The organism is Dermacoccus sp. CCH2-D9 (genome assembly GCF_001556795.1).
GTDB classification, from domain to species: domain Bacteria; phylum Actinomycetota; class Actinomycetes; order Actinomycetales; family Dermatophilaceae; genus Dermacoccus; species Dermacoccus nishinomiyaensis.
Map to the genome: position 1 here is coordinate 15364 of NZ_LSJT01000101.1, position 24014 is coordinate 39377.

Here is a 24014-nt window from a genome sequence, read left to right on the forward strand (position 1 = left end):
GGCAGCTGGGGCGACGGTGGCTTCGCGTCGGCCGTCGGGCGAGGAGGCATGACGATGGAGAACGACATCGAGTACGTCGGGCGGCTCGACGGTGACGACCTGCTGCGGACGGCGTCGGTGACGTGGGTTCGTGAGGCGGAGAAGGCGAGCGGCGAGCTGCTGACGAGCGGCACGCTCATGCAGCGCGCTGCCGCTGCGGTGGCGCGCGTCGTCGCCGATGAGGTGCGCAGGCTGCGCGCTGACCGCGTCGTCGTGCTCGTCGGGCCTGGGAACAACGGCGGTGACGCGCTGTTCGCTGCCCGTGACCTCGCGCGCGACTTCGGAGTGCGTGCCGACGTCGTGCTCGTCGCCGGCAGAGCGCACGAGGAGGGTCTCGCCGCGGTGCGCGACGCGGGTCTCGACGTCATCGAGCACCCGCAGGGGCCGCACAGCGAGTGCGGTGGCGAACACTGCGACGGGCCACGCTCGCTGCAGACCATCACGGCCGCGGACCTCGTCGTCGACGGCATTCTGGGCATCGGCGCGCGCGCCTCGCGGGGCTCGAGCGGCTCGCATGGCGAGGACGACTCGGACGCGGCGCCGTGGGCATCTGCCGTACGGGCGATCGGGCGCGAGACGCACGTCGTCGCCGTCGACTGCCCGACACCTGGCATCACGGCTGACCGCACGGTGACGTTCGGAGCACTCAAGACGTCGATGCTGCTCGACCCACGCGCGGCGGGTGAGGTGGTAGTCGTCGACATCGGGCTCGCCGAGCTCGACGGTCTGAGCACCGATGCGCTGCGATGGAGCGTGCAGCAGTACGCGGGACGCTGGCCGATTCCTGGACCGCACGACCACAAGTACACGCGCGGCGTCGTCGGCATGGCGACGGGCAGCAACGCGTTTCCCGGTGCGGCGGTACTCGGGACGGTGGCGGCCGCGACGGCCGGCGCCGGCATGGTGCGGTACGTGGGGCCGTCACGTCCGTCCGACCTCGTGCTCGCCGCCGTCCCCGAGGCCGTCCACGGCATGGGCCGGGTGCAGGCCTGGGTCGTTGGTTCCGGCATCGATGGCGTGAGCGAGCGCGAGAAGAACTCCGAACGCTACGAGAGCGCGATAGAGGTGCTCGGCGAGGCCGTTCCCGTCGTCATCGACGCCGGCGCGCTGACGTGGCTCGAGGAGATCGAGCGGCCCGAGGGCAGCGTCACCGTCATCACGCCGCATGCGGGGGAACTCGCGTCAGCGCTGGCGTTGCTCGGCATCACCGACGACGGTGACGACGTGACGCGTGAGGCCGTCGAAGCCGACCCCGTGCGGTGGGCTCGTCGCATGGCCGACGAGACGGGATACGTCGTGCTGCTCAAGGGCGGCGCGACCGTCATCGCGCGTCCGGCGCAACGATCAGCCGATGGCATCACGCACGACCGGGCTGTCTTCGTCGAGAACCGCTCACCGAACTGGCTCGCGACGGCCGGGACGGGCGACGTCCTCGCGGGGATCGTCGGGGTGGCGCTCGCAGCGGGGATCGAGGCGTCGGCAGCATGCACCGTCGCGACGTACATCCACGGGCGGGCGGCGCACCTGGCCAACCCCGGCGGCCCGGTGCGGGCGCTCGACGTCGCCTCGAACGTCGGACGCGCCATCGCCGAGCTCGTCGAGATCAAGACGAGATTCGACGACGACCTGCACGCCGGCCGCCTCTGACGTCCGTGCACCACCGCGTCCGCCCTGCGAACGGCGTCCCCCTTCGCGATTCCCGTCCCCGTCGGCGATTCGTGTCCACACTCATGTGGTGACGGCGGCTGCAGGCGCACCTCGAACCTGGCATGGCAACGTCTGTTGGATGTGGGCGAAAATCGCCGATGTGGACGGGAATCGCCGTTGGGGCGGGTCGGGGTGCTGAGTGCGGGCGGGGTGGGTGAGAAAATGGGCGCATCATGACTCACTCAGCCGCCCCAGCACTGCTCGGCAACGCGCCGGCGCGCGTCGTCGTCGATCTCGATGCCATCGCCGACAACGCCAACGAGATGACGCGTCGCGCCGAGGGCGCCTCCGTTCTCGGTGTCGTCAAGGGCGACGCGTACGGTCACGGTCTCGTGCCGAGCGCCCGCGCCGCCGTCAACGGGGGCGCGACGTGGCTCGGTGTCGCGCAGTTGGCTGAGGCGATGACGCTTCGTCGCGCGGCCGCCGAGGGCGCCGGCGACCTCGATGTTCCGGTGCTGTCGTGGCTGCACGCTCCCGGCTCACCGTTCGCCGATGCCATCGAGGCGCGCATCGATCTCGGGGCGCCGTCCGTCGGCGAACTCGACGGGATCGCTGCCGCGGCGCGCCGCGTCGGGCGTCGGGCGCGCGTGCACCTCAAGGTCGACACGGGCCTCGCCCGCAACGGCGCCTATGGGGACGACTGGCCGCGCCTCGTCGAGGCTGCGAAGGCTGCTCAGGCAACGGGTGATGTCGAGGTCGTCGGATTGATGACGCACTTCGTGCGCGCGGACGAACCCGGCCACCCCGAGAACACCGCCCAGATCGAACGGTTCACCTCCGCCGCAACCGACTGTGAAAGTGCCGGGTTCGAACTCGAGGTGCGGCACATGTCGAACTCGCCGGCGACGTTCTTCCTGCCAGAGGCGCGCTTCGACCTCGTCCGCCCCGGGCTCGCGCTCTACGGGCTCTCGCCCGCACCCGACCTCGCGACGAGCGAGGAGCTGACGCTGCGCCCCGCGATGTCGATCACCGCGAACGTCACGGTGACGAAGCGCGTACCGGCCGGGCAGGGCGTGAGTTACGGCCACACGTACACGACGCCGCGTGAGACGACGCTCGCCGACATCCCCGTCGGGTACGCAGACGGCGTGCCGCGCGCCGCGTCGAACGTCGGCCCGCTCCTGGTGGCGGGCGCGCGCACCACCATTGCCGGCCGCGTCTGCATGGACCAGATCGTCACCGACGCCGGGGACGCCGCCGTCGCGGCCGGCGATGAGGTCGTGCTGTTCGGGCGCGCGTCCGACGGCACCCAGGGCCCGAGCGCCCAGGACTGGGCTGACGCCGCCGGCACGATCAGCTACGAGATCGTCACGCGCATGAGCACGCGGCTGCCGCGCGTCTATACGGGAAGCCTGGCGAAGGAGCTCGGACTGTGAATGACCTGGTGATTCGCGGCAGCAAGCACCTGCCCGACGCCGACGCGACGACCGCGTTCGGTGCGGCGCTCGCGGGTGTGCTGCGCGCGGGGGACGTCGTCGTCATGACGGGCGATCTCGGAGCAGGCAAGACGACGATGACGCGCGGCCTCGGTGCGGCACTGAACGTGCGGGGTGATGTCACGAGCCCGACGTTCGTCATCGCGCGTGAGCACCGGTCGCTGGGTGACGGGCCGGCCCTCGTCCACGTCGACGCCTACCGACTCGGCGGGTTCGGTGAACTCGACGACCTCGACCTCGACACGTTCGTCGACGACGCCGTCACCGTCGTCGAATGGGGCGCCGGGATGGCCGAGGGGCTGTCCGAGGACCGGATGCACCTCACGTTGACCGGGCTCGACGACCGCACCGTCACCGTCGAGACGGCCGGGCCGCGCTGGGCGGACATCGACCTCGTCGCGGCTCTGGGGCTCGTCGCCGACTGAGCATCGCAGCCAGCACCTGCATCGCTGCACGAGAAATGTGCATCTGCACGAGGAATGTCACGCACATTCGTCCTGCAGATGCACATTTCTCGTGCAGCGGTCGTGACCGTGCTGCAGTCGCAGCCGCAGCCTCGGGCAACGTGTGCGTTCCGCGTCGGCCGGTACCTCGCCCGGAGCTGCTCGACGTGAGCCCTCCGCGCCCAGCCAGCCGGCAGCTTCGTCAGGCGAGTTGCGTCCCGCCGATAAGCTGGACGGGTGCTTCTCGCGATCGATACGTCCACCTCCGCCGTCACGGCAGCCCTTCACGACGGGCGTGACGTCGTCGCCCGCACCTCGACGATCGACGCGCGGCGTCACACCGAGATCCTGGCACCCGCGATCGAGGCGATGTTCGCGGAAACCGACGTGGCGCCCGCGGACCTGTCGCGCGTCGCCGTCGGCGTCGGGCCGGGGCCGTTCACCGGGTTGCGCGTCGGCGTCATGACGGCGATGACGTTCGCCTACGCCCTCGACCTGCCCATCGGGGGCGTGTGCTCCCTCGACGCCCTCGCGCATCGTGCGCAGACGCTCGGGATGCGCGGCCCGCTACTCGTCGCGACGGACGCGCGCCGCAAGGAGATCTACTGGGCGCATTACGACCTCGACGGTGGGCCGATCGTCCCGGGCGACCCGGCCGTCGACAAGGCCGCCGCGGTCGCCGAACAGCTCGGTGACACTCCCGCCGTCGGTCGCGGTGCGAGGCTCTACGCCGACGTTCTCCATGACGCGACGCGGGCAGCCGCGGCCGGCGCTGTCGACACGTCCGGCGACGCGGCCCTGACGGGAGCAGGCGAGGCTGAGGTGCTGCTCGACGTCGACGCTGCCGACCTCGCGATCGTCGCGCACGAGCGCGTCATGGCGGGGGAGCGCCTGCTCGACACCGAACCTCTCTACCTGCGCCGCCCTGACGCCGTGCCCGCTGCTGCGGCACCCATCGCGCGCGTTCTCGGTCGATGAACAGCGTTGCACCGCAGGGTTTGTCGGCTATTCCTTCGAGCGATTCGTCAGTGGCCCGCCTCGCGGACCACACCCCGTCACCAGAGCCCGCTGCGCAGCCTGCCGCGGCGACGGCGAGTGCTGACGTCGCCCTGCGCCCCGCCACCTGGCGCGACATCGAGACCCTCGCGGCCCTCGATGCGCAGCTGTTCGAGCACGACGCGTGGCGCGAACGCACGTGGTGGGACGAGTTCGCCGCACGCCCGCGCCGTCAATACGTCGTCGCAGTGGGCGCTGCTGTGCCGCAGCAGCGCGTCGTGGCTGACGGCACGGCGCACGCCCCAGAGGCCTCGCCGGACGACGCCGATGACCGCGAGCCAAGCGCACCGTCGATGCCGCGAAACGACGGCGCACCTCACGTCTCGGCGAATTGTCACCCAGAACACATCCTCGGCTACGCCGGGCTCGACGTGGCCGGCAGCACTGCCGACGTCATGACGATCGCCGTCACCCCCGAGGCGCGCGGCACCGGGCTGGGGCGTCGGCTGCTCGATCACCTCGTCACCGCCGCCACGCACGCGGGCGCCGAAGCCCTGCTGCTCGAGGTACGCGCAGACAACGACCCTGCGCTGCGTCTCTACGAACGCGCCGGGTTCGATCGCCTCACCGTGCGCCGCCGCTACTACCAACCCGGTGACGTCGACGCCGTCATCATGCGCAAGCTCCTGAAGGAGACCCGATGAGCCTCACCGCCACCCGCGAACCCCTCGTCCTCGGCATCGAGAGTTCGTGCGACGAGACAGGCATCGGCCTCGTGCGCGGCACGACGCTGCTCGCCAACGAGGTCGCGAGTTCGATGGATCTGCACGCCCGCTTCGGTGGCGTCGTGCCCGAGATCGCGAGCCGCGCGCACCTCGAGGCGCTGATCCCGTCGCTGCGTCGCGCCTGCGACACGGCGGGCGTCAAGCTCACCGACGTCGACGCGATCGCCGTCACCGTCGGCCCAGGTCTCGCCGGTGCGCTCATGGTCGGTGTCGCGGCAGCGAAGGCCCTGTCGATCGCCCTCGACAAGCCGCTCTACGGCGTCAACCACCTCGCGGCGCACGTCGCCGTCGACATGCTCGAGCACGGCCCGCTGCCGGAACCGACGATGGGGCTGCTCGTCTCCGGCGGCCACACGAACCTGCTCTACGTGCCCGACATCGCGACGGACGTGCGCAGCCTCGGCAACACGATCGACGACGCGTGCGGCGAGGCGTTCGACAAGGTGGCGCGCGTACTCGGCCTGCCCTACCCGGGCGGCCCGGCGATCGACGAGGCGGCCAAGGACGGCGACCCGAAGGCCATCCCGTTCCCGCGTGGGTTGTCGACGAAGAAGGACCTCGAGAAGCACCGGTACGACTTCTCGTTCAGCGGCCTCAAGACGTCCGTCACCCGCTGGGTCGCGACGAAACAGGCTGCCGGGGAAGAGGTTCCGGTCGCCGACGTCGCCGCGTCCTTCCAGGAGGCCGTCGTCGACGTCATCACGAAGAAGGCCGTCATGGCTTGCCGCGACTACAAGTGCGACAACCTCATGGTCGGCGGCGGCGTCTCGGCCAACTCGCGGCTGCGCACGGTGCTCGAGCAGCGTTGCACGTCGGCGGGCATCTCGATCCGCGTGCCGAAACTGAGCCTGTGCACCGACAACGGCGCGATGGTCGCGACGCTCGGCGCGCACCTCGTCGCGAAGGGCATCGCACCGTCGACGCTCGCCGTGCCCGCCGACTCCTCCATGCCGATCGGACAGGTGATGGGATGACCCCGCGCACCCCCGCAACCACCCCTGTTACCGGCACGCCTGACGTCGCCCCCGCGGGCGTCGCCTTCGCCGCCGACCAGGCCCGACTCGCGCGCCGTCGACGCCGCGTCCGCCTGACGGTCGTCGCCGCCGCAACGTTGTCGATGACGCTCGCCTCGTGCAGTTCGTCGGACGACGGCAAGCCCGTGTCATCGTCCGGATCGTCGGCATCGTCGAAGGCGTCCGGTTCGGCCGGCGCATCGGCGCCGGCTGACGGAAATCGCACCCAGGCCGACACAGGCCTGCCGACACAGGCAGAGCTCGACGCCGCTACGGGTGACGTCTCGAAGCTGACGACGAAGCAGCTCGCCGGGCAGGTCATCGTCGGGTACTACCAGGGCACGAGCCCGCAGGCGGCCGCTGATGCAGTGCGTCGCAATGGCCTCGGCGGGGTCATCATCATGGGCGACAACGTTCCGAGCAACCCCACGGCCGAGTCAGCGGGCTTGCCGGCCGTCACGAAGGCGGTGCAGGGCGCCGTCAAGGAGAGCGGACGCTCGTGGCCGGCCGTCATCGGCATCGATCAGGAGGGCGGTCCGGTCACCCGCATCACCTCCGGCGTCACCCCACTGCCGGGTGCGATGGCCTACGGCGCCGCCGACGATGCGGCGCTCGCGACGCAGCTCGCCAAGGACGAAGGCCGGGAGCTGCGTTCGCTCGGCGTGACGATGAACTTCGCGCCCGACGCGGACGTCACTGTCGGCCCGAGCGACCCGACGATCGGCGTGCGCTCGCCGAGCAGCGACCCGCAGCGCGTCGCGCGAGCTGTCAACGCGCAGGTCGCCGGTTACCAGCAGGCCGGCATCGTGCCCGTCATCAAACACTTTCCGGGCCACGGCTCGGTGACGACGGACACGCATGTCGACTACGCCGTCCAGGCTCAGTCGGTCGAGCAGCTCATGAAGCGCGACTGGGTGCCGTTCGCCTCGGCGAGCAAGGCCGGCGTGCCCGCCATCATGACGGCGCACATCGTCGTCAAGGACGTCGACCCCAACGTGCCGAGCACGCTCTCGCCGAAGGTGCTCACGGGCCAGTTGCGCGACAAGCTCGGGTTCAAGGGGCTCATCGTCACCGACGGCATGAACATGGGCGCGATCGTCAAGAAGTTCGATCGCGGCGGCGCTGCAGCGGTGTCGGCGCTCGAGGCCGGAGCCGATGTCGTGCTCATGCCCGCCGACGCGAGCGCGTCGGTGAGCGCGATCGAGAAGGCCGTCGCCTCAGGAGAACTGACGCGCCAGCGGCTCATCGAATCCGCCGCGCGCATCGTCGCGACGACGCGGCACCAGCACGTCAGTGCGCCCGACGCGTCGGTGCGCGGTTCCCATGACGACGACGCGCGCCGTCTCGCGAAGGCGTCGATCACCCAGCTCGGCGGGCGCTGCGGGCGTGACCTCGTCGGGAGCCGTGTGCGGGTCGAAGGGGGGACGGCGGAACATCGAGCGACGCTGACGAAGGAGCTGAAGGCCCGCGGCGTCGACGTCGGACTGCAGGGCACGCGGGTGAACCTGCTCGAAGGGGGCGTGTACAACGCCGGCGAATCGTCCGCCGGCGGGGGAGCGGAGGCGACGTCGCCCGGCACGTCAGGAGCGATCAAGGCCGGAAACAGCGGCGTGCAGATCGCCCTCGACACGCCCTACCCGCTCGCTCTGCGCGGCTCCGACACCGTCGGACTCGCGGCCTACGGTTCGACGCAGCCGACGTTCGCGGCGCTCGCGGACGTCCTGACCGACAAGGCCAAGGCCGGTGGGACGCTGCCCGTCGCCGTCGGCAAGGACGGGGTGGGCTCTTCAGCGTGTCGATGAGCGTGCCGCCTTCCGGCGGACCGTCATGCCCCGTGCGTGCGCCCCATTTCGCTCGAACTCGCTGACACGGCGTCAGCGAAACAGCCAAGCATGCACGAGCGAACCGAGCACCCAGCTGATGCCGACGAACGCCGCGAAGCCGGCGAAGCCTGAACGTCGCTGATCGGGCGCAGGGGCCGTGGAACGGCCGAACCACCCCTCGCGCATCAGGTACCACACGAGGCCGACGCCCATGGGGCAGCCGAAGATCCAGAACCAGCTCCAACGGGTGCCGAAACGGGGCTGGCGGGCGTACAGCGATCCCAGCGCGATCAGCACGCTGAGCAGCATGACGACCCCGTAGGTCTCGACGGTGCCCGAGCCGTCGGCGTAGCTGATCGTGCCCAGCGGCGTGAGCGCGCGGACCGTCGTGACGCGCGTCGACGCAGCCTGGGTCGCGAGCGATCGGTAGAGGGCGGCCGACGGGCTGGACGCGGGGTCGGGCCAGCCGTCCTCGGCGGTGCGCCAGCCGGTGACGCTGAAGTCGCGCGTCACGTGCAGCCCCGAGCTGTCGCTCCAGGCGATCTGCTGCTCCTGCGTCGACGAGAGCGTGCCCGCGCCGTCGCCACCGTTCTCGCGCGGGGTCGTGAAACGCGAATCCTGCCATTCCTGGGAGAGGGGGTCGGCGAGGCCCGGCGTGAAGTGACCGCTCGGGCCGTCGTCGGAGGGGCGCTGCACGACGAGCCAGTGCACGTCGTCGTGCCGCTGCAGGGCGCTGGCCGCGTCGGCCACACTGCCGGAACGCATCGGCGAGGCGAGGATGCTGACGGCCCACACTGCCCAGAGGATGAGAGCGATGCTCATCAGCCAGGTAGCCGTGCCGCTGCGCCCGGGCGCGGACGGTCGTCGGCCTGTGGTTTCGGCAGGAGCAGGTGGCACAGGCGTCGAGCCTTCGGAGAGGGCGCCCGCCTCGGACGTTTGCATGTTCGTCAGTATCTACGGCCCGAGTGCGTCCGAGCTGGGGCGTGGATCTCGGTCAGGTCACGGTTCGCACGCCCATCCTCGAGATCGAGCGATACGGGAGAGCCCGAGCGCTGTGGTGCTCGAATTCGCCCACATCGCTCGATCTCACGGATGCGTCATGGGGCGGGGCGTCAGGGAAGCGGGGCGGCGAGCGTCACAGCGGTTCGACGACGAGTGCCAGGCGCTCGTCGTCGAGCGTCACGAGCACGACCGTCAGGGCGTTCGAGCCCTTGAGCTTGAGCGAGCGGCGCAGCGCGTCTGCGTCGATGTCCACGTCGCGTTTCTTGATCGTGAGGCGCCCGACGGCGCGCTCGCGCAGGTAGGCGCGCAGCGTCTTCTCGTGCAGCGGCACGGAGTCGAGCACGCGGTAGGCGCGCCCCAGCAGCCCGATGTCGACGAGCGCATCGGCCGTGACGTAGCCGTGTCCAGGCGTGAACTCGTGGCCGCCCGTAGCGTCGAGCAGCGCCCCGACGAGGCCGCTGCGCGTCAACGCCTTGTCGGCCTCGTAGAAGTACGCTCCCAGTGACGCGCGGCTTGCGGGCGCGGCGTCGATGCCGTCGAAGTCGGCCTCGATGACGTGCAGGACGTCGGGCGGGACGCGATCGCCGGACGACCTCGGGCCGCCCGGTCGGGGGCGCACGATCGTCGCAGTTCTACCGACGTCACGGACGGCGGCGCCCCACCACACGCTCGCCTCCACGACGCCGCCGGCGTAGGAGACGAACTCGACCTCGCAACCGCTCGGCACGTCGTGATGGGCCAGGCTCGGCGAGAGCTTGGCGCCTGCCGCGGGGGCGGCAGCCGCGACGTGCTGGATCAGCTCCCAGGTCGGCGTCAGCGCCGCGAGGGAGAACGTGCGCTTCGTGCGCCCGCGGATGTCGGCGACGCCGGGCGTGCGGCGTGCCGGGTCGAACCACCGGGCGGCCCCGGGTTGGTCGAGCGAAGCCGCGACATCCTCGACCCGCCCCGTGACGACGCGACTGCCGGGAAACGACGCAAGGTTCTGGGCGGCCAGAGCCGCGGTTTCCGGATCCGCTTCGACGCCGATGACGTCGAGCCCGGCTCGCGCGAATCCGACGGCGTCGGAACCGATTCCGCAGCCACCGTCGATGACGAGGCTCGCCCCGGCGTCGAGGAACCGCTGCGCGTGCAGACGGGCGATGGGTGCGCGCGTGGCCTGTTCGAGGGCGTCGGGGGTGAAGAACATCGACGCCGCCGCATCACCGAACTTGTCGACGGCCCTGGCCCGCAGCCGGGACTGGGTGAGCGCAGCGGCGACGAGTTCGGGGGAGTGCCCTGCGGCGCGCAGCCGCGTCGTCAGCATGACGACGTTCTTCTCCTCGTAGGGCGGGAGCGAGGCGAGCAGCGCGCGTCCGTCGTCGGTGAACAACTCGTGCACGACGCTCGCATCCATGGCCGCCATTGTGTCATCGGGGGCCCCCGGAGCAGCCCCCGATGCGCTGTGGGCGAACATCGGAAACGAGTTGGCACTCGGCTTGACCGAGTGCCAACGGCATTACTAGATTCGGTTCCAGCACTCACCCCTGGGTAGTGCCAGTGAGCTCATCCCTCGACCCCCGCGACGGCGAGGCGATATCGGCCCACATGCATGCCACACCGCCACCGGTGGGTGGTGTGGCCAGGGAACGAAAGCATCCGTCCCGCCCGAGAAGATCGGGCGGTCTGCGAAAGGGAAGGTCCTACCGTGTCGGTCAACATCAAGCCGCTCGAAGACCGCATCGTCGTCAAGGCCGTCGAGGCCGAGCAGACCACGGCCTCCGGCCTCGTCATCCCGGACACCGCCAAGGAGAAGCCGCAGGAGGGCGAGGTCATCGCCGTCGGCCCCGGTCGCATCGACGACCACGGCAACCGCGTTCCGGTCGACGTCGCCGTCGGCGACAAGGTCATCTACTCGAAGTACGGCGGCACCGAGGTCAAGTTCGCCGGTACCGAGTACCTCATCCTCTCCGCTCGCGACGTGCTCGCGGTCGTCTCCTGACGATCCGTCGAGCCAGCAGGTGACGACGAGCCCGGCTCAGGTCTGACGGCCGGGCCGGGCTCGTCCTTTCCGCTCACTCGCATTCCACACTCTTCCGCTGCGCGCGTCATGCGCCGCGCGGAGCCTTCGAACGAAAGGTTGAACCATGGCCAAGACGCTTGAATTCAACGACGACGCCCGCAAGTCCCTCGAGCGCGGTGTCGACGCGCTCGCCAACGCCGTCAAGGTGACGCTCGGCCCCAAGGGCCGCAACGTCGTCATCGACAAGGCGTGGGGCGCCCCCACGATCACGAACGACGGTGTGACGATCGCCCGCGAGGTCGAGCTCGAGGACCCGTACGAGAACCTCGGTGCGCAGCTCGCCAAGGAGGTCGCCACCAAGACGAATGACGTCGCCGGTGACGGTACGACGACCGCGACGGTTCTCGCCCAGGCGCTCGTCAAGGAGGGCCTGCGCAACGTCGCTGCGGGCGCTGCTCCGTCCGGCCTGAAGCGCGGCATCGACAAGGCCGTCACGGCCATCAACGACCAGCTGCTCGCCAACGCGCGCCCCGTCGATGGTCAGGACGACTACGCCAAGGTCGCCTCGCTGTCCGCTCAGGACGCGACGATCGGTGGCCTCATCGGTGAGGCGTTCGCGAAGGTCGGCAAGGACGGCGTCATCACCGTCGAGGAGTCCTCGACCGCCGAGACGAAGCTCGAGTACACCGAGGGCATGCAGTTCGACAAGGGATACCTCTCGCCGTACTTCGTCACCGACCCCGAGCGCATGGAGGCCGTCCTCGAGGACGCCTACATCCTCATCAACCAGGGCAAGATCTCGGCCATCGCCGACCTGCTGCCCGTCCTCGAGAAGGTCGTGCAGTCCGGCAAGCCGCTGCTCATCATCGCCGAGGACATCGAGGGCGAGGCCCTCTCCACGCTCGTCGTCAACAAGATCCGCGGCACGTTCAACGTCGTCGCCGTCAAGGCCCCCGGCTTCGGCGACCGCCGCAAGGCGATGCTGCAGGACATCGCGATCCTCACCGGTGGCCAGGTCATCGCCGAGGAGGTCGGGCTCAAGCTCGAGAACGCCGACCTCGACTCGCTCGGCCAGGCACGCCGCATCCAGGTGACGAAGGACAACACGACGATCATCGACGGCGCCGGCGCCTCTGATGACGTCGCGGGCCGCGTCAAGGAGCTCAAGTCCGAGATCGAGCGCACCGACTCCGACTGGGACCGCGAGAAGCTCCAGGAGCGCCTCGCCAAGCTCGCCGGCGGCGTCTGCGTCATCGCCGTCGGTGCGCACACCGAGGTCGAGATGAAGGAGAAGAAGCACCGCATCGAGGACGCCATCGCGGCCACGCGTGCGGCCATCGAAGAGGGCATCGTCGCAGGTGGTGGTTCGGCCGTCATCCACGCGTCGTCCGCTCTCGACTCCCTCTCGCTCGAGGGTGACGAGGCGACGGGTGCCACGCTCGTCGGCAAGGCCATCGCCGAGCCGCTGCGCTGGATCGCCGAGAACGCCGGCCTCGAGGGCTACGTCGCCGTCTCCAAGGTGCGCGAACTGCCCGTCGGCCAGGGCCTCGACGCCGCGACCGGCGAGTACATCGACCTCGTCGACGCCGGCATCATCGACCCCGTCAAGGTGACCCGCTCCGCGCTCACCAACGCCGCCTCCATCGCCTCGATGGTGCTCACGACCGACACCCTCGTCGTCGAGAAGAAGGAAGAGGAAGAGGCCCCCGCCGCCGGCGGCCACGGCCACAGCCACTGATCCTTCCCTCGCTTCGTCTTCCGGCGGCGGTCTGAGCGGGGCGCATGCGCCCCGCTCAGACCCCGCTCGGCGCGACGATGCTTCGGGCGTGACAGACGAATCCCGCCCCGCCCCACACTTCGCAAGCTCAGTGTGGGGCGGGGCGGGATTCGTCTGTCACGGGTCCATGTCGCGCCGCGGTGCGGTGGCGAGAGCGTGCGGTGTTGTTCAGACGCCGGCGTCGCGCCGTGGTGCGATGGTGGGAGCGTGGGACGTTGTTCGCCCGGGGGGCTCGAGCCGTCGTGTGGTGGCGGGAACGTGCGAGGTTGTTCCGGAGCCGGCTTCGCGCCGGGGGTGCGGAGCGGGCGTCAGTTCGTGACGCGCACGCACTCGTCCTCGAGGCACACGACGCTGCCGACCTTGATCTGCGCGCTACGACGCGTGTCGACCTCACCATCCACCGTCACGAGACCCTCCGTGATGACCACGCGCGCCTCCGCACCGTCCTCCACGAGATTCGCGAGCTTGAGCAACTGACCGAGCTTGATCGACTCGTCACGGATCTGAACATCGGCGTGTGCGCTCATGACGCACTCCTTTCTGAGACTGCCCCCATTGTCCCATCGCGGGCGGCGCTGAGGTGGCGCCGCGGCCCCAGCTTCGTTAGCGTGGAGCGTCGATCTACAGCCCCACACACCGTCCGAGCACGACAGGCAGTACCGTCGGATCGGAACACTGAAGCGCGACCGCACGCCCAGAAACGAGCAGGCAGAACCCCGTCCGACAGCACGCAGCAGCCCCTTGGAGAGGCCCGCATGACGAGCGAGACCGGATACTCCTCACCCGAGGCCGAATGGCCCCGGGTGAGTTCCGCGCGCCGCCATGTAACGCTCACGACCCCAACAGCGATGGAGGAAGTGAACGGGGAAGCCTCGTCCATCGCCGCGCTGGTCTCAGCAGCGCGATCCGGTGACGACGCGGCACGGGAGACACTTCTCGACGACGTGCACCAACGTGCACTTCGCTATGCCTCGGCAAGGTTGGGGGCCTTCAGTGGCTCCCGCGAACTCGCAGCGGATGCGGCTCAGGAGGTGTGCGTGGCTGTGCTCAAGGCTCTGCCCCGCTACGTCGAGCGTGGTGTCCCCTTCGAAGCGTTCGTGTATTCGATCTGCTCGCGCAAGGTGGCCGACGTCCAGCGCGGCGCCTTCCGCTCCGCCGTGCCGACGGACGAGGTGCCCGACACGATTGACCCCGGCCTCACCCCCGAGGACGCGGCGCTCAACCTCGACACGGCGCGGCGGCTGTCCGTGCTCATGGAGAAATTGACGCCGCAGCAGCGCGAGATCCTGACGCTGCGCGTCGCCGTCGGCCTCAGCGCCGAGGAGACGGGCGCGAGCCTCGGCATGTCGCCGGGCGCCGTCCGCGTCGCCCAGCACCGTGCGCTCGCGCGACTGCGCACCCTGCACGAGACCTCGGGGGAGGAGCTGCGATGACACCGCCCGCCACCCGCTTCGACGTCGAGGCCAACCTGCGTGACATCGCCGAGGACGACGCCCTGCTCGACGCTCTCGGAGCCCGCTCCGTCGTCGAGTCGTCGTGCTCACGCGGCACGACGGTTCCCCCCTCGGAGGCGCGCTGCGTCTCCGCCCTGCGCCCCGCCCGGTTGCGGCCCGTTGTCGAGCCCCCGGCCCGCGAAGGTGACGACGACCTGGAGCGCAGCCCCGGCGAGCAGGCATTGAGCGACCTGTTCACCGCCTGGACACGTGAGATCGACGCGACCTGCGAGGCCGTGACGCGGCCGTCGCGTCCCGAGGTGACGCGCCGGCCCGAGGTACACGACAAGGATGTGTCGGCCCACCCCGTCATCGACACCAACATCACAGCTTCGCGCGAGAACGAGTTCGCCGGCGGTGGCCGCTACCTCGCGACCGGACGACCTACCTCGAAGCGCCGTACGCGGCGTGCTTGGAGTGGACGTGCCAGTCTCACGGCCGTCTCCGCCGGCGCCGTCGTCGCACTGTCCAGCGTCGCCGCTGCCGTCAACGGCGGAAGCCTGTCGACCGTTCTCGCGCCGCTGCACCTCGACTGGAGCAACGCGCGCGCCGTCGCCGAACCAGACGTCCCCCGAGTGCAGGCCACGGCCGTTCCCACCCCGACGACACTGCCCGGACCGATGGCCGCCGCGCCGGGTGCACCGGCGCGATCGAGTGCGCATGGTGGACCGAGTCAGGGCCAGAGTGCCGGTCGTGAGGCAGCCCGACCCGAAACCGGCCCGCAATCGGGCGCCGAGCGTTCGGGTGAGGGTTCAGTCGCCGGTTCGATGATTCCCGAGCAGGTTCCCTCGAGCGTGGCGATGACGACTACGACGCGCGGCGACGCGCCGCAGCGCACGACGCCGGGAACGCGCGGCCAGCGCTCGTCCCAGTCGACGACGCAGCGCCCGTCGACGGGTTCGGCGTCCAGCTCACGGCCCAGCACTTCGCGTCCGACGGGCTCGTCCGGATCGACCTTGCCCGGTTCGTCCTCGAGCACGTCCAAGCCGAGCAGCTCGAGCACATCCAAGCCGAGCAGTTCGCGTCCGGCGCCGTCGCACTCGCAGCCCACGTCGCCGACCAGCCCGACGACGCCTTCGTCCGGCACTGCGACGCCGACGAGTCCGGCCACGCCGCCTACCACGCCGTCGGCGTCGAGCACGCCGACGCCCTCCGACACGGTTTCGGACCCGGGCACCGCGCAGACGAGCGCCGGCGCCACCGCGACGGGAAGCCCGTCGGCCGAATCCGACTGACGGTAGCTGCGGCGCGGTTCGTCGTGGAGCCCGGTTGCCGGCTCGCACTGACCGGAGCTGCGGCGGGCTCGTCGTGCAGCCACCTGTGCCGTCGTCACGCGCGGTGAGGGCAGGGGCCGGAGTGTCCTAGACTTGGTGAATGGCTTTCGGTTCTGACAATGTCACTGACGTTCCCCCGAAGTTCGCGACGCTGGGCCTGACCTACGACGACGTTCTGCTGCTGCCCGGCGAGACCGACGTCATCCCGTCCGAGGTCGACACGACGGCGCAGCTGACGCGCGAGATCACCCTCAACATTCCGCTCGTTTCGGCGGCGATGGACACCGTCACCGAAGCGCGCATGGCGATTGCCATGGCGCGCGAGGGTGGCATGGGTGTGCTGCACCGCAACCTGTCGATCGAGGATCAGGCCTACCAGGTCGACCTCGTCAAGCGCACGCAGACGGGGCGCATCACGAACCCCGTGACGATCGGCCCCGACAAGACGCTCGAAGAGCTCGACGCGATCTGCGGCCAGTACCGCGTCTCCGGGCTGCCCGTCGTCGTCGAGGACGACAAGCTCGTCGGCATGATCACCAACCGCGACCTGCGCTTCACGCCCGTCGCGGAGTGGGCGACGACGAAGGTGCGCGACGTCATGACGCCGCAGCCGCTCGTCACTGCTCCCGTCGACATCTCGAACGACGACGCGACAGCGATCCTGCGTCAGCACAAGCGTGAGCGCCTGCCGCTCGTCGACGACGACGGGCGTCTCGTCGCGCTCATCACCGTGAAGGACTTCGTGAAGTCCGAGCAGTTTCCGAACGCCTCGAAGGACGCCGAAGGCCGCCTGCTCGTCGGCGCCGCCGTCGGCTACTTCGGTGAGGCCTGGCAGCGCGCGACGACGCTCATCGAAGCGGGCGTCGACGTGCTCGTCGTCGACACCGCGCACGGCCACGCCAAGCTGTTGCTCGACATGATCCGCAAGCTCAAGGCCGACCCCATGACGAAGCATGTGCAGATCGTCGGCGGAAACGTCGCGACCCGCGCAGGCGCGCAGGCACTCGTCGACGCCGGCGTCGACGCCGTCAAGGTCGGCGTTGGCCCCGGCTCCATCTGCACGACGCGCATCGTCGCCGGCGTCGGCGTCCCGCAGGTCAGCGCCGTCTACGAAGCCGCGCAGGCCTGCCAGCCCGCCGGCGTGCCCGTCATCGCCGACGGCGGCCTGCAGTACTCCGGCGACATCGCGAAGGCCCTCGTCGCAGGCGCCTCCACCGTCATGGTCGGCTCTCTGCTCGCCGGCACCGAAGAATCACCCGGCGAAGTCGTCCTCATCAACGGCAAGCAGTTCAAGGCCTACCGCGGCATGGGCTCACTCGGAGCGATGAGCTCACGCGGCAAGAAGTCCTATTCCAAGGACCGCTACTTCCAGGCCGACGTCATCAGCGACGACCAACTCGTCCCCGAAGGCATCGAAGGCCGCGTCTCCTACAAGGGCCCCGTCAGCAACGCCGTCCGCCAACTCGTCGGCGGCCTGCACCAGTCGATGTTCTACGTCGGCGGATCGACGATCCCCGAACTGCAGAAGCGCGGCCAATTCGTGCGCATCACCTCCGCCGGGCTCAAAGAAAGCCACCCCCACGACGTCCAAGGCATCGTCGAAGCGCCGAATTACTCCATTCGCTGACTTGTGCCGTCCGGATCCGGGAGCGGCAACGTCATGCGCCACGAAGGCGACCCCGGTCACTCGCAAGCTCGCGACGGGGTCGCCTTCGTGCGTCTGCGTCGTCGGGTGCTGCGGTCGTGGGAGGGTTCGGCCACCGCTTGCGGAGTTCGGGGCCTCGCTGACGTCCGTGTCGGTCGTGGTGCGGTCGTGGGAGGGAGCGGCTGGTACGGGTGGCCACGGACGTCGCCCGAAAACGCCTCATGGATGACGCCATTCCGGGCAACGATCAGTTCAGCTGGCCTCGCTGGTGCGCGTTGGATGGAGTCACCGGTGAAGCACCTCGGATCAGTCACGAAGCCTCTTCGTCGCGACGACGCCCACATCAGGACGCGCGGGCAGAACTGCCTCGAGCGCACAGAGGTATGAGTCGCCCCAGGTGACGCGGGTGATGTTGGTCGTGCGGTAGGCCAGAGGCTCCTCGCGCCAAGCGGCATCGGCATCGACCTCGTGCATCCACGTCCAACGCTTGTCGATCAGAACCGGGACGCCCACCCACATGGCGTCCTCGAGCTTCCGCTCGCGTTCGATCGCGATGAGCCGACCCCGCGTCGGCGCCGATTCCAGGAGACCCCTCGTCGAGTCCAGATCGAGATGGAGCGGCGACTCAGGCCAGTCGGTCCGCGTCTTGGCGAACGCGTCCTCGAAGCCTGCGCGTCTGCGCACCGCGATCACGTCCTTCAGACGAATAGCGGTGAACCCGTCGGGGTACCCGCCGTCGCGCGCGTTCGCGATGAGAGCCCACTTCTTGCCGACGGCGCTCACGTAGCCCCAAACGGTTTCAGAAGAGCGAGGGTTGCGATGGACGTCCACGAGGCTGCGATCGATACGGGCCTTGTCGAGCTTCTTCGCGGCATCCATGCGAAGAGCGTAGCCACGCCGAGGAAGACACTGCAGGTTTTCATCATCGAGGACCGGTGATACTCATGACCCGTGCGCTTCATCACCAAGTACCTCGACGGATACGTCCTCGCCCTGCTCGGAATGGTCGCCCTGGCGTGCCTGCTGCCGGCACGCGGCGGTGCCGTCGCGCCCGTCGAATGGGCGACGAACATCGCCATCGGGCTGCTGTTCTTCCTCTACGGCGCGCGCCTCTCGACCGAGGAGACGAAAGAGGGCTTCCGCCACTGGCGCCTCCACCTGCTCGTCCTCGCGTTCACGTTCGTCGCGTTCCCACTGCTGGGCCTCGTCATCCGGCCCATCGCTGACACGTTCCTGCCCCACACCCTCAGCCTCGGACTGCTGTACCTGACGCTGCTGCCGTCGACCGTGCAGTCGTCCGTCACGTTCACCTCACTCGCGCGCGGCAACGTCGCCGCGTCGATCTGCGCCGCCTCGTTCTCCAACATGCTCGGCGTCGTGCTCACGCCCCTGCTCGTCATCGGTGTCATGGGCGGGCAGGCCGCGTTCAGCCTCGACTCGGCGGAGAAACTCATCGTCCAACTGCTGCTGCCGTTCATCCTCGGCCAGTTCTGCCACAAGCGCCTCGGCGGCTTCCTCGCCGAACACAAGCAGGGCCTGACGTACCTCGACCGCGGCGGCATCATGCTCGTCGTCTACTCCGCATTCAGCGCCGGCATGCGCGAACACATGTGGAGTCACGTCACCGTGTGGCAGGTCGTGGCGCTGCTTCTCATCTGCGCTGTGCTGCTCGCCGTCGTCATGGTCGGCTCGTACGTGACGGCGCGCCGCCTCGGCTTCTCGCGGGCCGACCAGGTCGCCATCGTGTTCTGCGGATCGAAGAAGTCGATGGCGTCCGGCTTGCCGATGGCGACGGTGCTGTTCCCCTCCGGCGTCGGACTGCTCGTGCTGCCCCTCATGATGTTCCACCAGCTGCAACTCATCGTCTGCGCGCAGGTCGCGCGCCAGTGGCCCGACGAACCCGCCCCCGGGCGGGCGCCGGAAGACGGCGCGAGGGAATAGGATCGACGCGTGACTGAGATCGAGATCGGCAAGGGCAAGCGCGGTCGCCGCGCGTATTCACTCGACGACATCGCGATCGTCCCGTCGCGCCGCACGCGCGACCCGCGGGAGGTGTCGACGTCGTGGCAGATCGACGCCTACCACTTCGAGCTGCCCGTCATGGCCGCGCCGATGGACTCGCTCATGTCGCCCGCGACGGCCATCGCGTTCGGCAAGCTCGGCGGCCTGCCGGTGCTCGACCTCGAGGGCCTGTGGACGCGCTACGAGGAGCCCGAGAAGCAGCTCGCGCAGATCGCGACGTGCAGCCCTGACGAGGCCACCGCCCGCATGCGCGAGATCTACGCCGAGCCCATCAAGCCCGAACTCATCACCGCACGCCTCAAGGAGATCCGTGACGCGGGCGTCACCGTCGCCGGCGCCCTGACACCGCAGCGCACGCAGGAGCACTGGCGCACCGTCGTCGCGGCGGGCGTCGACCTGTTCGTCATCCGCGGCACGACCGTGTCGGCCGAGCACGTCTCCGGCGCGTCCGAACCGCTCAACCTCAAGCGCTTCATCTACGAGCTCGACGTCCCCGTCATCGTCGGCGGCGCGGGCACCTACACCGCTGCGCTGCACCTCATGCGCACCGGCGCGGCCGGCGTCCTCGTCGGCTTCGGCGGCGGCGCCGCGCACACGACGCGCCGCACGCTCGGCATCCACGCGCCCATGGCGACGGCGATCTCCGACGTCGCTGCGGCGCGCCGCGACTACCTCGACGAGTCGGGCGGACGTTACGTCCACGTCATCGCGGACGGCGGCGTCGGCACATCCGGCGACATCGTCAAGGCCGTCGCGTGCGGCGCTGACGCCGTCATGCTCGGCGCAGCCCTCGCGCGTGCCGAGGAGGCGCCGGGCCGCGGGTTCCACTGGGGCCCCGAAGCGCACCACAGCCAGCTGCCGCGCGGTGAGCGCGTCGAGGTCGGCACCGTCGGTTCGCTCGAGCAGATCCTCGACGGCCCCGGCCAGAGCGCCGACGGCACGACCAACATCATGGGCGCCCTCAAGCGCGCGATGGCGACGACCGGTTACTCCGACCTCAAGGAGTTCCAGCGCGTCGAACTCGTCGTCGCGCCCTACCAGCGCAGCTGACCCCCCACCCGGCACGCCCTCGCTCTTTCGAAGAGCGGGGGCGTGCTGCGTCGAGGGAGGCATCGCGTCGGCAGAGCGCACGACGGCGCCCGCCATGTGCACGGTGTACGCGAAAGTAACCACGGTGTCGGAGGTCACATCTACAGTGGGGGGATGACGCCTTCACTGCACACCCAGCCGCGCCCTCAGCGTCCGCTTGCTCTCGACGAGGCGACCGTCCGACGCATGAGCGCCCGCGTCGTCGCGAGCGGCCCGGCGCAGGAACGCATGACGCCGCTGACGGGGGAGACGATCGGCGCGCTGCCCACGTCGACGCCCGACGACGTCGTCACCGCCTACGAACGGGCGCGCGCAGCGCAGCAGGAATGGGCACAGCGCGACGTCCGCGAACGCGTCGAGTTCCTCACGAGGCTGCACGACCTCGTGCTCGATCGCCAGGACGAGTTGCTCGACCTCATCCAGATCGAGTCGGGCAAGGCGCGCATCCAGGCGTTCGAGGAGGTGCTCGACACCGCGGGCGTGTGCCGTCACTACGCCAAGAAGGCGCCGAGCTATCTCGCCGAGCGCAAGGCCCTCGGCGCGCTTCCGGTGCTGACGCAGGCGCGCACGCACTATCTGCCGAAGGGCGTCGTCGGCATCGTCGCGCCGTGGAACTACCCGCTGTCGATGTCGATCACGGACGCGCTGCCGGCGCTCGCGGCGGGCAACGCCGTCGTCCTGCGCCCGGACGAGAAGTCGAGCTTCACGTGCCTGCGCGCCGTTGAACTGTGCGACGAGGCGGGCCTGCCCGAGGGGCTGCTCCAGGTCGTCCTCGGCGACGGGCCGAACGTCGGCGGGGCGGTGCTCGAGCACGCGGACTCGGTGATGTTCACCGGTTCGACGAAGACGGGCCGCATCGTCGCGCGCGACGCGGGGGAGCGGCTCAAGAGCGCGTCGCTCGAACTCGGTGGCAAGAACGCCATGTACATCGCCGATGACGCCGACCTGACGCGCGCCGCCGAGTGCGCGCAGCGCGCCGTCTTCGCGAGCGCGGGCCAGCTGTGCATCTCGATCGAGCGTCTCGTCGTGCACGAGAAGATCGCCGACGAGTTCCTGCGACGCTTCCTCGAACGCGTCGCAGCGATGAAGATCGGCGTGGCGCTCGACTGGGGCTACGACATGGGCAGCCTCATCTCGGCCGACCAGCTCGAACGCGTCACACAGCACGTCGACGACGCCGTCGCGAAGGGCGCGACGGTGCTGACCGGAGGCAAGGCGCGCTCCGACATCGGCCCGTACTGCTACGAACCGACCGTCCTCGACGGCGTCGCGGACGGCATGCTGTGCCGCGACGAGGAGACATTCGGGCCCGTCGTCAGCGTGTACCGCGTGAGCAGCGATGACGAGGCCGTCGCCCTCGCCAATGACACCGACTTCGGCCTCAACGCCTCCGTCTGGACGAAGGACGTCGCGCGCGGGCGCGCCATTGCCGCCCGCATCCGCACCGGAACCGTCAACGTCAACGAGGGCTACGCGGCCGCTTACGCGAGCAATGGCGCGCCGATGGGCGGCATGAAGGCCTCCGGTCTCGGGCGGCGTCACGGCGCGGAGGGCATCACGAAGTACACCGACATCCAGAACGTCAGCGTGCAGCGGTTGCAGGGCTTCGGCGTGCCGAAGGGCGTGTCGCAGCGACAGTTCGCTCGCGCCCTGAGCACGGGTCTGCGCGTCATGAAGAAGGCGGGCCTGTCATGAACACCACCTCGCGCGATCAGGCGATGGACGTCGACGTCGCCGTCATCGGCTCCGGCTTCGGCGGCTCGGTCGCGGCGCTGCGGTTGGCTGAGAAGGGCTATGACGTCGTCGTGCTCGAAGCCGGCCCGCGGCGGCGTGACGACGAGTTCGCCAAGACGAGCTGGGACGTGCGCAACTACGTCTGGGCGCCCAAGCTCAAGTGCTTCGGCGTGCAGCGCATCCACAAGCTGCCGCACGCCGTCATCCTCGCCGGCGCGGGCGTGGGCGGCGGCAGCCTCAACTACGCGAACACGCTCTACGTGCCGCCGAAGACGTTCTTCGACGACCCGCAGTGGGCGCACATCACCGACTGGCAGGAAGAACTCGCGCCGCACTACACCGTGGCGAAGAAGATGCTCGGCGTCGTCGAGGCCAACCCGTGCGAGGGCGTCGTCGAGAACGTCATGCGCGACGCAGCCCGCAGCCTCGGTGTCGAGAACACGTTCCGCAAGACGCCGGTCGGCGTGTACTTCGGACGCGCCGGCGAGCGCGTCGACGATCCTTACTTCGGGGGCGAGGGCCCGGCGCGCACCGGCTGCACCGAGTGCGGCAACTGCATGGTCGGCTGCCGCGTCGGCGCGAAGAACACGCTGCTCAAGAACTACCTGCCCCTCGCCGAACGGGCCGGCGCACGCATCGAGGCGATGCGCACCGTCGTCGATCTCGAACCGATCGGTGAGCACGGCGAAGGCGGCTGGCGCGTGACGAGTGAGCGCACCGGCGCGTGGCTGCGTCGGGATCGCCGGACGATGACGGCCCGCCACGTCGTCCTCGCCGCCGGGACGTGGGGGACGCAGTCGTTGCTGCACACGCTGCGGGCCGAAGGACGCCTGCGGCACCTGTCGCCGCGGCTGGGCAAGCTGACGCGTACCAACTCCGAAGAACTCGGTGGCGCGGCCCTCGTCGACGTACCGCGCGGCGCGGACCTGACGAAGGGCGTCGCCATCACCTCCAGCTTTCACGTCGACGCCACGACGCACGTCGAGAACTGCCGTTACGGCAAGGGCTCGAACGCGATGGGCTTCTTCTCCACCCTGCTCATCCCCGGCGACGTGCCGAGCCGCACGCGTGCCTTCGCGCGAGAGTTCATCAAGCGCCCGGGCACGCTGCTCAAGACCGTCGTGCCGCGAAGATGGAGTGAGCGCACCGTCATCGCCCTCGTCATGCAGACGCTCGACAACTCCATCGACGTCTCACCGCAGCGCACGCGCCGCGGATGGAAGCTGACGTCCGCGCAGGGCCACGGCGAACCCAATCCGTCGTGGATTGCTGGCGGGCACAAGGCGATTCACGCGATGGCGAGCGAGCTGCAGAAGGCCGTCAAGGGCACCGCGGTGCCGGGCGGCACATGGAACGAGCTGTTCGAGGTGCCGATGACGGCGCACTTCCTCGGCGGCGCACCGATCAGCGACGGGCCGGGCACGGGCGTCATCGACGCGTATCACCGCGTCCACGGCTACCCGACTCTGTCGATCGTCGACGGTTCGGCTGTCTCCGCGAACCTTGGCGTCAATCCTTCGCTGACGATCACCGCCCAGGCCGAACGTGCGATGAGTGCGTGGCCGGCCAAGGGGGAGCGGGACGAGCGCCCGGCGCCGGGTGAGGAGTACGTCAGGCTCGACATGGCGCCGGGTCGTGTGCCCGGGCAGGTCGTCGACGTCGGGATGCCGCGCATCGGTGGGCTTGCCGGCGGTGAAAGGGGCGCCGTCGAGGTGACGCCATGACGCTCCACAATGC

General features: G+C 69.8%; 20 protein-coding genes. 16 read left to right on the plus strand and 4 right to left on the minus strand.

The genetic code is table 11. The annotated features are described in order from the left end of the window. The first annotated feature begins 54 nt into the window (after positions 1 to 54). The 7 genes from AX669_RS08785 (at position 55) to AX669_RS08815 (ending at position 8221) form a co-directional block, all read left to right on the plus strand. The gene (locus AX669_RS08785; protein WP_082740785.1) at positions 55 to 1686 is read left to right on the plus strand and encodes a bifunctional ADP-dependent NAD(P)H-hydrate dehydratase/NAD(P)H-hydrate epimerase; all 1632 of its coding nucleotides are present in this window, start codon (positions 55 to 57) and stop codon (positions 1684 to 1686) included. A 233-nt stretch (positions 1687 to 1919) separates the two neighbouring features. Continuing rightward, complete coding sequence (alr, locus tag AX669_RS08790) at positions 1920 to 3122, plus strand: alanine racemase (RefSeq protein ID WP_062257879.1); 1203 nt, start codon at positions 1920 to 1922, stop codon at positions 3120 to 3122. Continuing rightward, complete coding sequence (gene tsaE, locus AX669_RS08795) at positions 3119 to 3607, plus strand: tRNA (adenosine(37)-N6)-threonylcarbamoyltransferase complex ATPase subunit type 1 TsaE (RefSeq protein ID WP_062257881.1); 489 nt, start codon at positions 3119 to 3121, stop codon at positions 3605 to 3607. The genes alr and tsaE overlap by 4 nt, the downstream gene beginning before the upstream one ends. Positions 3608 to 3862: 255 nt before the next feature. Beyond that, entirely contained in the window at positions 3863 to 4603 is a 741-nt protein-coding gene (gene tsaB, locus AX669_RS08800; RefSeq protein WP_062257883.1) for a tRNA (adenosine(37)-N6)-threonylcarbamoyltransferase complex dimerization subunit type 1 TsaB, read from the plus strand. Positions 4604 to 4653: 50 nt separating this feature from the next. Next, positions 4654 to 5325: a ribosomal protein S18-alanine N-acetyltransferase gene (rimI, locus tag AX669_RS08805; protein WP_062257884.1), complete on the plus strand. Its 672-nt coding sequence runs from the start codon at positions 4654 to 4656 to the stop codon at positions 5323 to 5325. Then, entirely contained in the window at positions 5322 to 6380 is a 1059-nt protein-coding gene (tsaD, locus tag AX669_RS08810; protein ID WP_062257886.1) for a tRNA (adenosine(37)-N6)-threonylcarbamoyltransferase complex transferase subunit TsaD, read from the plus strand. The genes rimI and tsaD overlap by 4 nt, the downstream gene beginning before the upstream one ends. Beyond that, positions 6377 to 8221, plus strand: a complete 1845-nt coding sequence (locus AX669_RS08815; RefSeq protein ID WP_062257888.1) for a glycoside hydrolase family 3 protein — start codon at positions 6377 to 6379, stop codon at positions 8219 to 8221. Before tsaD ends, AX669_RS08815 begins: the two co-directional genes overlap by 4 nt. 72 nt (positions 8222 to 8293) lie before the next feature. On the opposite strand, the gene AX669_RS08820 is transcribed toward AX669_RS08815, so the two are convergent. Together AX669_RS08820 and AX669_RS08825 are read right to left on the minus strand one after the other, a co-directional pair. Further along, a complete protein-coding gene (locus tag AX669_RS08820) occupies positions 8294 to 9064 on the minus strand; it encodes a hypothetical protein (protein WP_062257890.1) in 771 nt (256 codons plus the stop codon). A gap of 313 nt (positions 9065 to 9377) precedes the next feature. Further along, a complete protein-coding gene (locus AX669_RS08825; RefSeq protein WP_062257891.1) occupies positions 9378 to 10637 on the minus strand; it encodes an SAM-dependent methyltransferase in 1260 nt (419 codons plus the stop codon). 291 nt (positions 10638 to 10928) lie between these two features. Between AX669_RS08825 and groES the strand changes: the two genes are divergently transcribed. Both groES and groL read left to right on the plus strand, forming a co-directional pair. Then, the gene (gene groES, locus AX669_RS08830) at positions 10929 to 11222 is read left to right on the plus strand and encodes a co-chaperone GroES (RefSeq protein ID WP_006944132.1); all 294 of its coding nucleotides are present in this window, start codon (positions 10929 to 10931) and stop codon (positions 11220 to 11222) included. A 145-nt stretch (positions 11223 to 11367) separates the two neighbouring features. Then, the gene (groL, locus tag AX669_RS08835) at positions 11368 to 12981 is read left to right on the plus strand and encodes a chaperonin GroEL (protein ID WP_062257893.1); all 1614 of its coding nucleotides are present in this window, start codon (positions 11368 to 11370) and stop codon (positions 12979 to 12981) included. A 347-nt stretch (positions 12982 to 13328) separates the two neighbouring features. On the opposite strand, the gene AX669_RS08840 is transcribed toward groL, so the two are convergent. After that, on the minus strand, positions 13329 to 13547 hold the full coding sequence (locus AX669_RS08840) for an RNA-binding S4 domain-containing protein (protein WP_006944081.1): 219 nt from the start codon (positions 13545 to 13547) through the stop codon (positions 13329 to 13331). Between the two features lie 228 nt (positions 13548 to 13775). On the opposite strand from AX669_RS08840, the gene shbA reads away from it, so the two are divergent. From shbA to guaB, 3 genes are all read left to right on the plus strand, one after another. Further along, the gene (shbA, locus tag AX669_RS08845; RefSeq protein ID WP_082740756.1) at positions 13776 to 14453 is read left to right on the plus strand and encodes an RNA polymerase sigma factor ShbA; all 678 of its coding nucleotides are present in this window, start codon (positions 13776 to 13778) and stop codon (positions 14451 to 14453) included. After that, complete coding sequence (locus AX669_RS08850) at positions 14450 to 15748, plus strand: hypothetical protein (protein WP_062257897.1); 1299 nt, start codon at positions 14450 to 14452, stop codon at positions 15746 to 15748. The genes shbA and AX669_RS08850 overlap by 4 nt, the downstream gene beginning before the upstream one ends. A 139-nt stretch (positions 15749 to 15887) precedes the next feature. Further along, entirely contained in the window at positions 15888 to 17414 is a 1527-nt protein-coding gene (gene guaB, locus AX669_RS08855; RefSeq protein WP_062257899.1) for an IMP dehydrogenase, read from the plus strand. A gap of 324 nt (positions 17415 to 17738) precedes the next feature. On the opposite strand, the gene AX669_RS08860 is transcribed toward guaB, so the two are convergent. Further along, positions 17739 to 18311, minus strand: coding sequence for a hypothetical protein (locus tag AX669_RS08860; protein WP_147286951.1), 573 nt, complete (start codon positions 18309 to 18311; stop codon positions 17739 to 17741). Between the two features lie 72 nt (positions 18312 to 18383). Here AX669_RS08860 and AX669_RS08865 point away from each other — a divergent pair, with 72 nt between their 5' ends. From AX669_RS08865 to AX669_RS08880, 4 genes are all read left to right on the plus strand, one after another. Continuing rightward, positions 18384 to 19373, plus strand: a complete 990-nt coding sequence (locus tag AX669_RS08865; RefSeq protein ID WP_062257902.1) for a bile acid:sodium symporter family protein — start codon at positions 18384 to 18386, stop codon at positions 19371 to 19373. A gap of 9 nt (positions 19374 to 19382) precedes the next feature. Further along, complete coding sequence (locus AX669_RS08870) at positions 19383 to 20504, plus strand: GuaB3 family IMP dehydrogenase-related protein (protein WP_062257903.1); 1122 nt, start codon at positions 19383 to 19385, stop codon at positions 20502 to 20504. Positions 20505 to 20657: 153 nt separating this feature from the next. Beyond that, positions 20658 to 22238 (plus strand): succinic semialdehyde dehydrogenase, encoded by a 1581-nt coding sequence (locus tag AX669_RS08875; protein WP_062257905.1) that lies wholly within the window; start codon positions 20658 to 20660, stop codon positions 22236 to 22238. Beyond that, positions 22235 to 24001: a GMC oxidoreductase gene (locus AX669_RS08880; RefSeq protein WP_038569104.1), complete on the plus strand. Its 1767-nt coding sequence runs from the start codon at positions 22235 to 22237 to the stop codon at positions 23999 to 24001. Before AX669_RS08875 ends, AX669_RS08880 begins: the two co-directional genes overlap by 4 nt. Positions 24002 to 24014: the final 13 nt, after the last annotated feature.

What these genes read in the sequence shown, in the direction of transcription:
- shbA (WP_082740756.1), top strand. Translation starts at nt 13,776, where the DNA reads ATGACGAGCGAGACCGGATACTCCTCACCCGAGGCCGAATGGCCCCGG.
- alr (WP_062257879.1), top strand. Translation starts at nt 1,920, where the DNA reads ATGACTCACTCAGCCGCCCCAGCACTGCTCGGCAACGCGCCGGCGCGC.
- AX669_RS08860 (WP_147286951.1), bottom strand. Translation starts at nt 18,311, where the DNA reads ATGGATGCCGCGAAGAAGCTCGACAAGGCCCGTATCGATCGCAGCCTC.
- tsaD (WP_062257886.1), top strand. Translation starts at nt 5,322, where the DNA reads ATGAGCCTCACCGCCACCCGCGAACCCCTCGTCCTCGGCATCGAGAGT.
- AX669_RS08785 (WP_082740785.1), top strand. Translation starts at nt 55, where the DNA reads ATGGAGAACGACATCGAGTACGTCGGGCGGCTCGACGGTGACGACCTG.
- guaB (WP_062257899.1), top strand. Translation starts at nt 15,888, where the DNA reads ATGGCTTTCGGTTCTGACAATGTCACTGACGTTCCCCCGAAGTTCGCG.
- AX669_RS08880 (WP_038569104.1), top strand. Translation starts at nt 22,235, where the DNA reads ATGAACACCACCTCGCGCGATCAGGCGATGGACGTCGACGTCGCCGTC.
- AX669_RS08875 (WP_062257905.1), top strand. Translation starts at nt 20,658, where the DNA reads ATGACGCCTTCACTGCACACCCAGCCGCGCCCTCAGCGTCCGCTTGCT.
- AX669_RS08820 (WP_062257890.1), bottom strand. Translation starts at nt 9,064, where the DNA reads ATGAGCATCGCTCTCATCCTCTGGGCAGTGTGGGCCGTCAGCATCCTC.
- AX669_RS08840 (WP_006944081.1), bottom strand. Translation starts at nt 13,547, where the DNA reads ATGAGCGCACACGCCGATGTTCAGATCCGTGACGAGTCGATCAAGCTC.
- AX669_RS08815 (WP_062257888.1), top strand. Translation starts at nt 6,377, where the DNA reads ATGACCCCGCGCACCCCCGCAACCACCCCTGTTACCGGCACGCCTGAC.
- groL (WP_062257893.1), top strand. Translation starts at nt 11,368, where the DNA reads ATGGCCAAGACGCTTGAATTCAACGACGACGCCCGCAAGTCCCTCGAG.
- AX669_RS08850 (WP_062257897.1), top strand. Translation starts at nt 14,450, where the DNA reads ATGACACCGCCCGCCACCCGCTTCGACGTCGAGGCCAACCTGCGTGAC.
- AX669_RS08825 (WP_062257891.1), bottom strand. Translation starts at nt 10,637, where the DNA reads ATGGATGCGAGCGTCGTGCACGAGTTGTTCACCGACGACGGACGCGCG.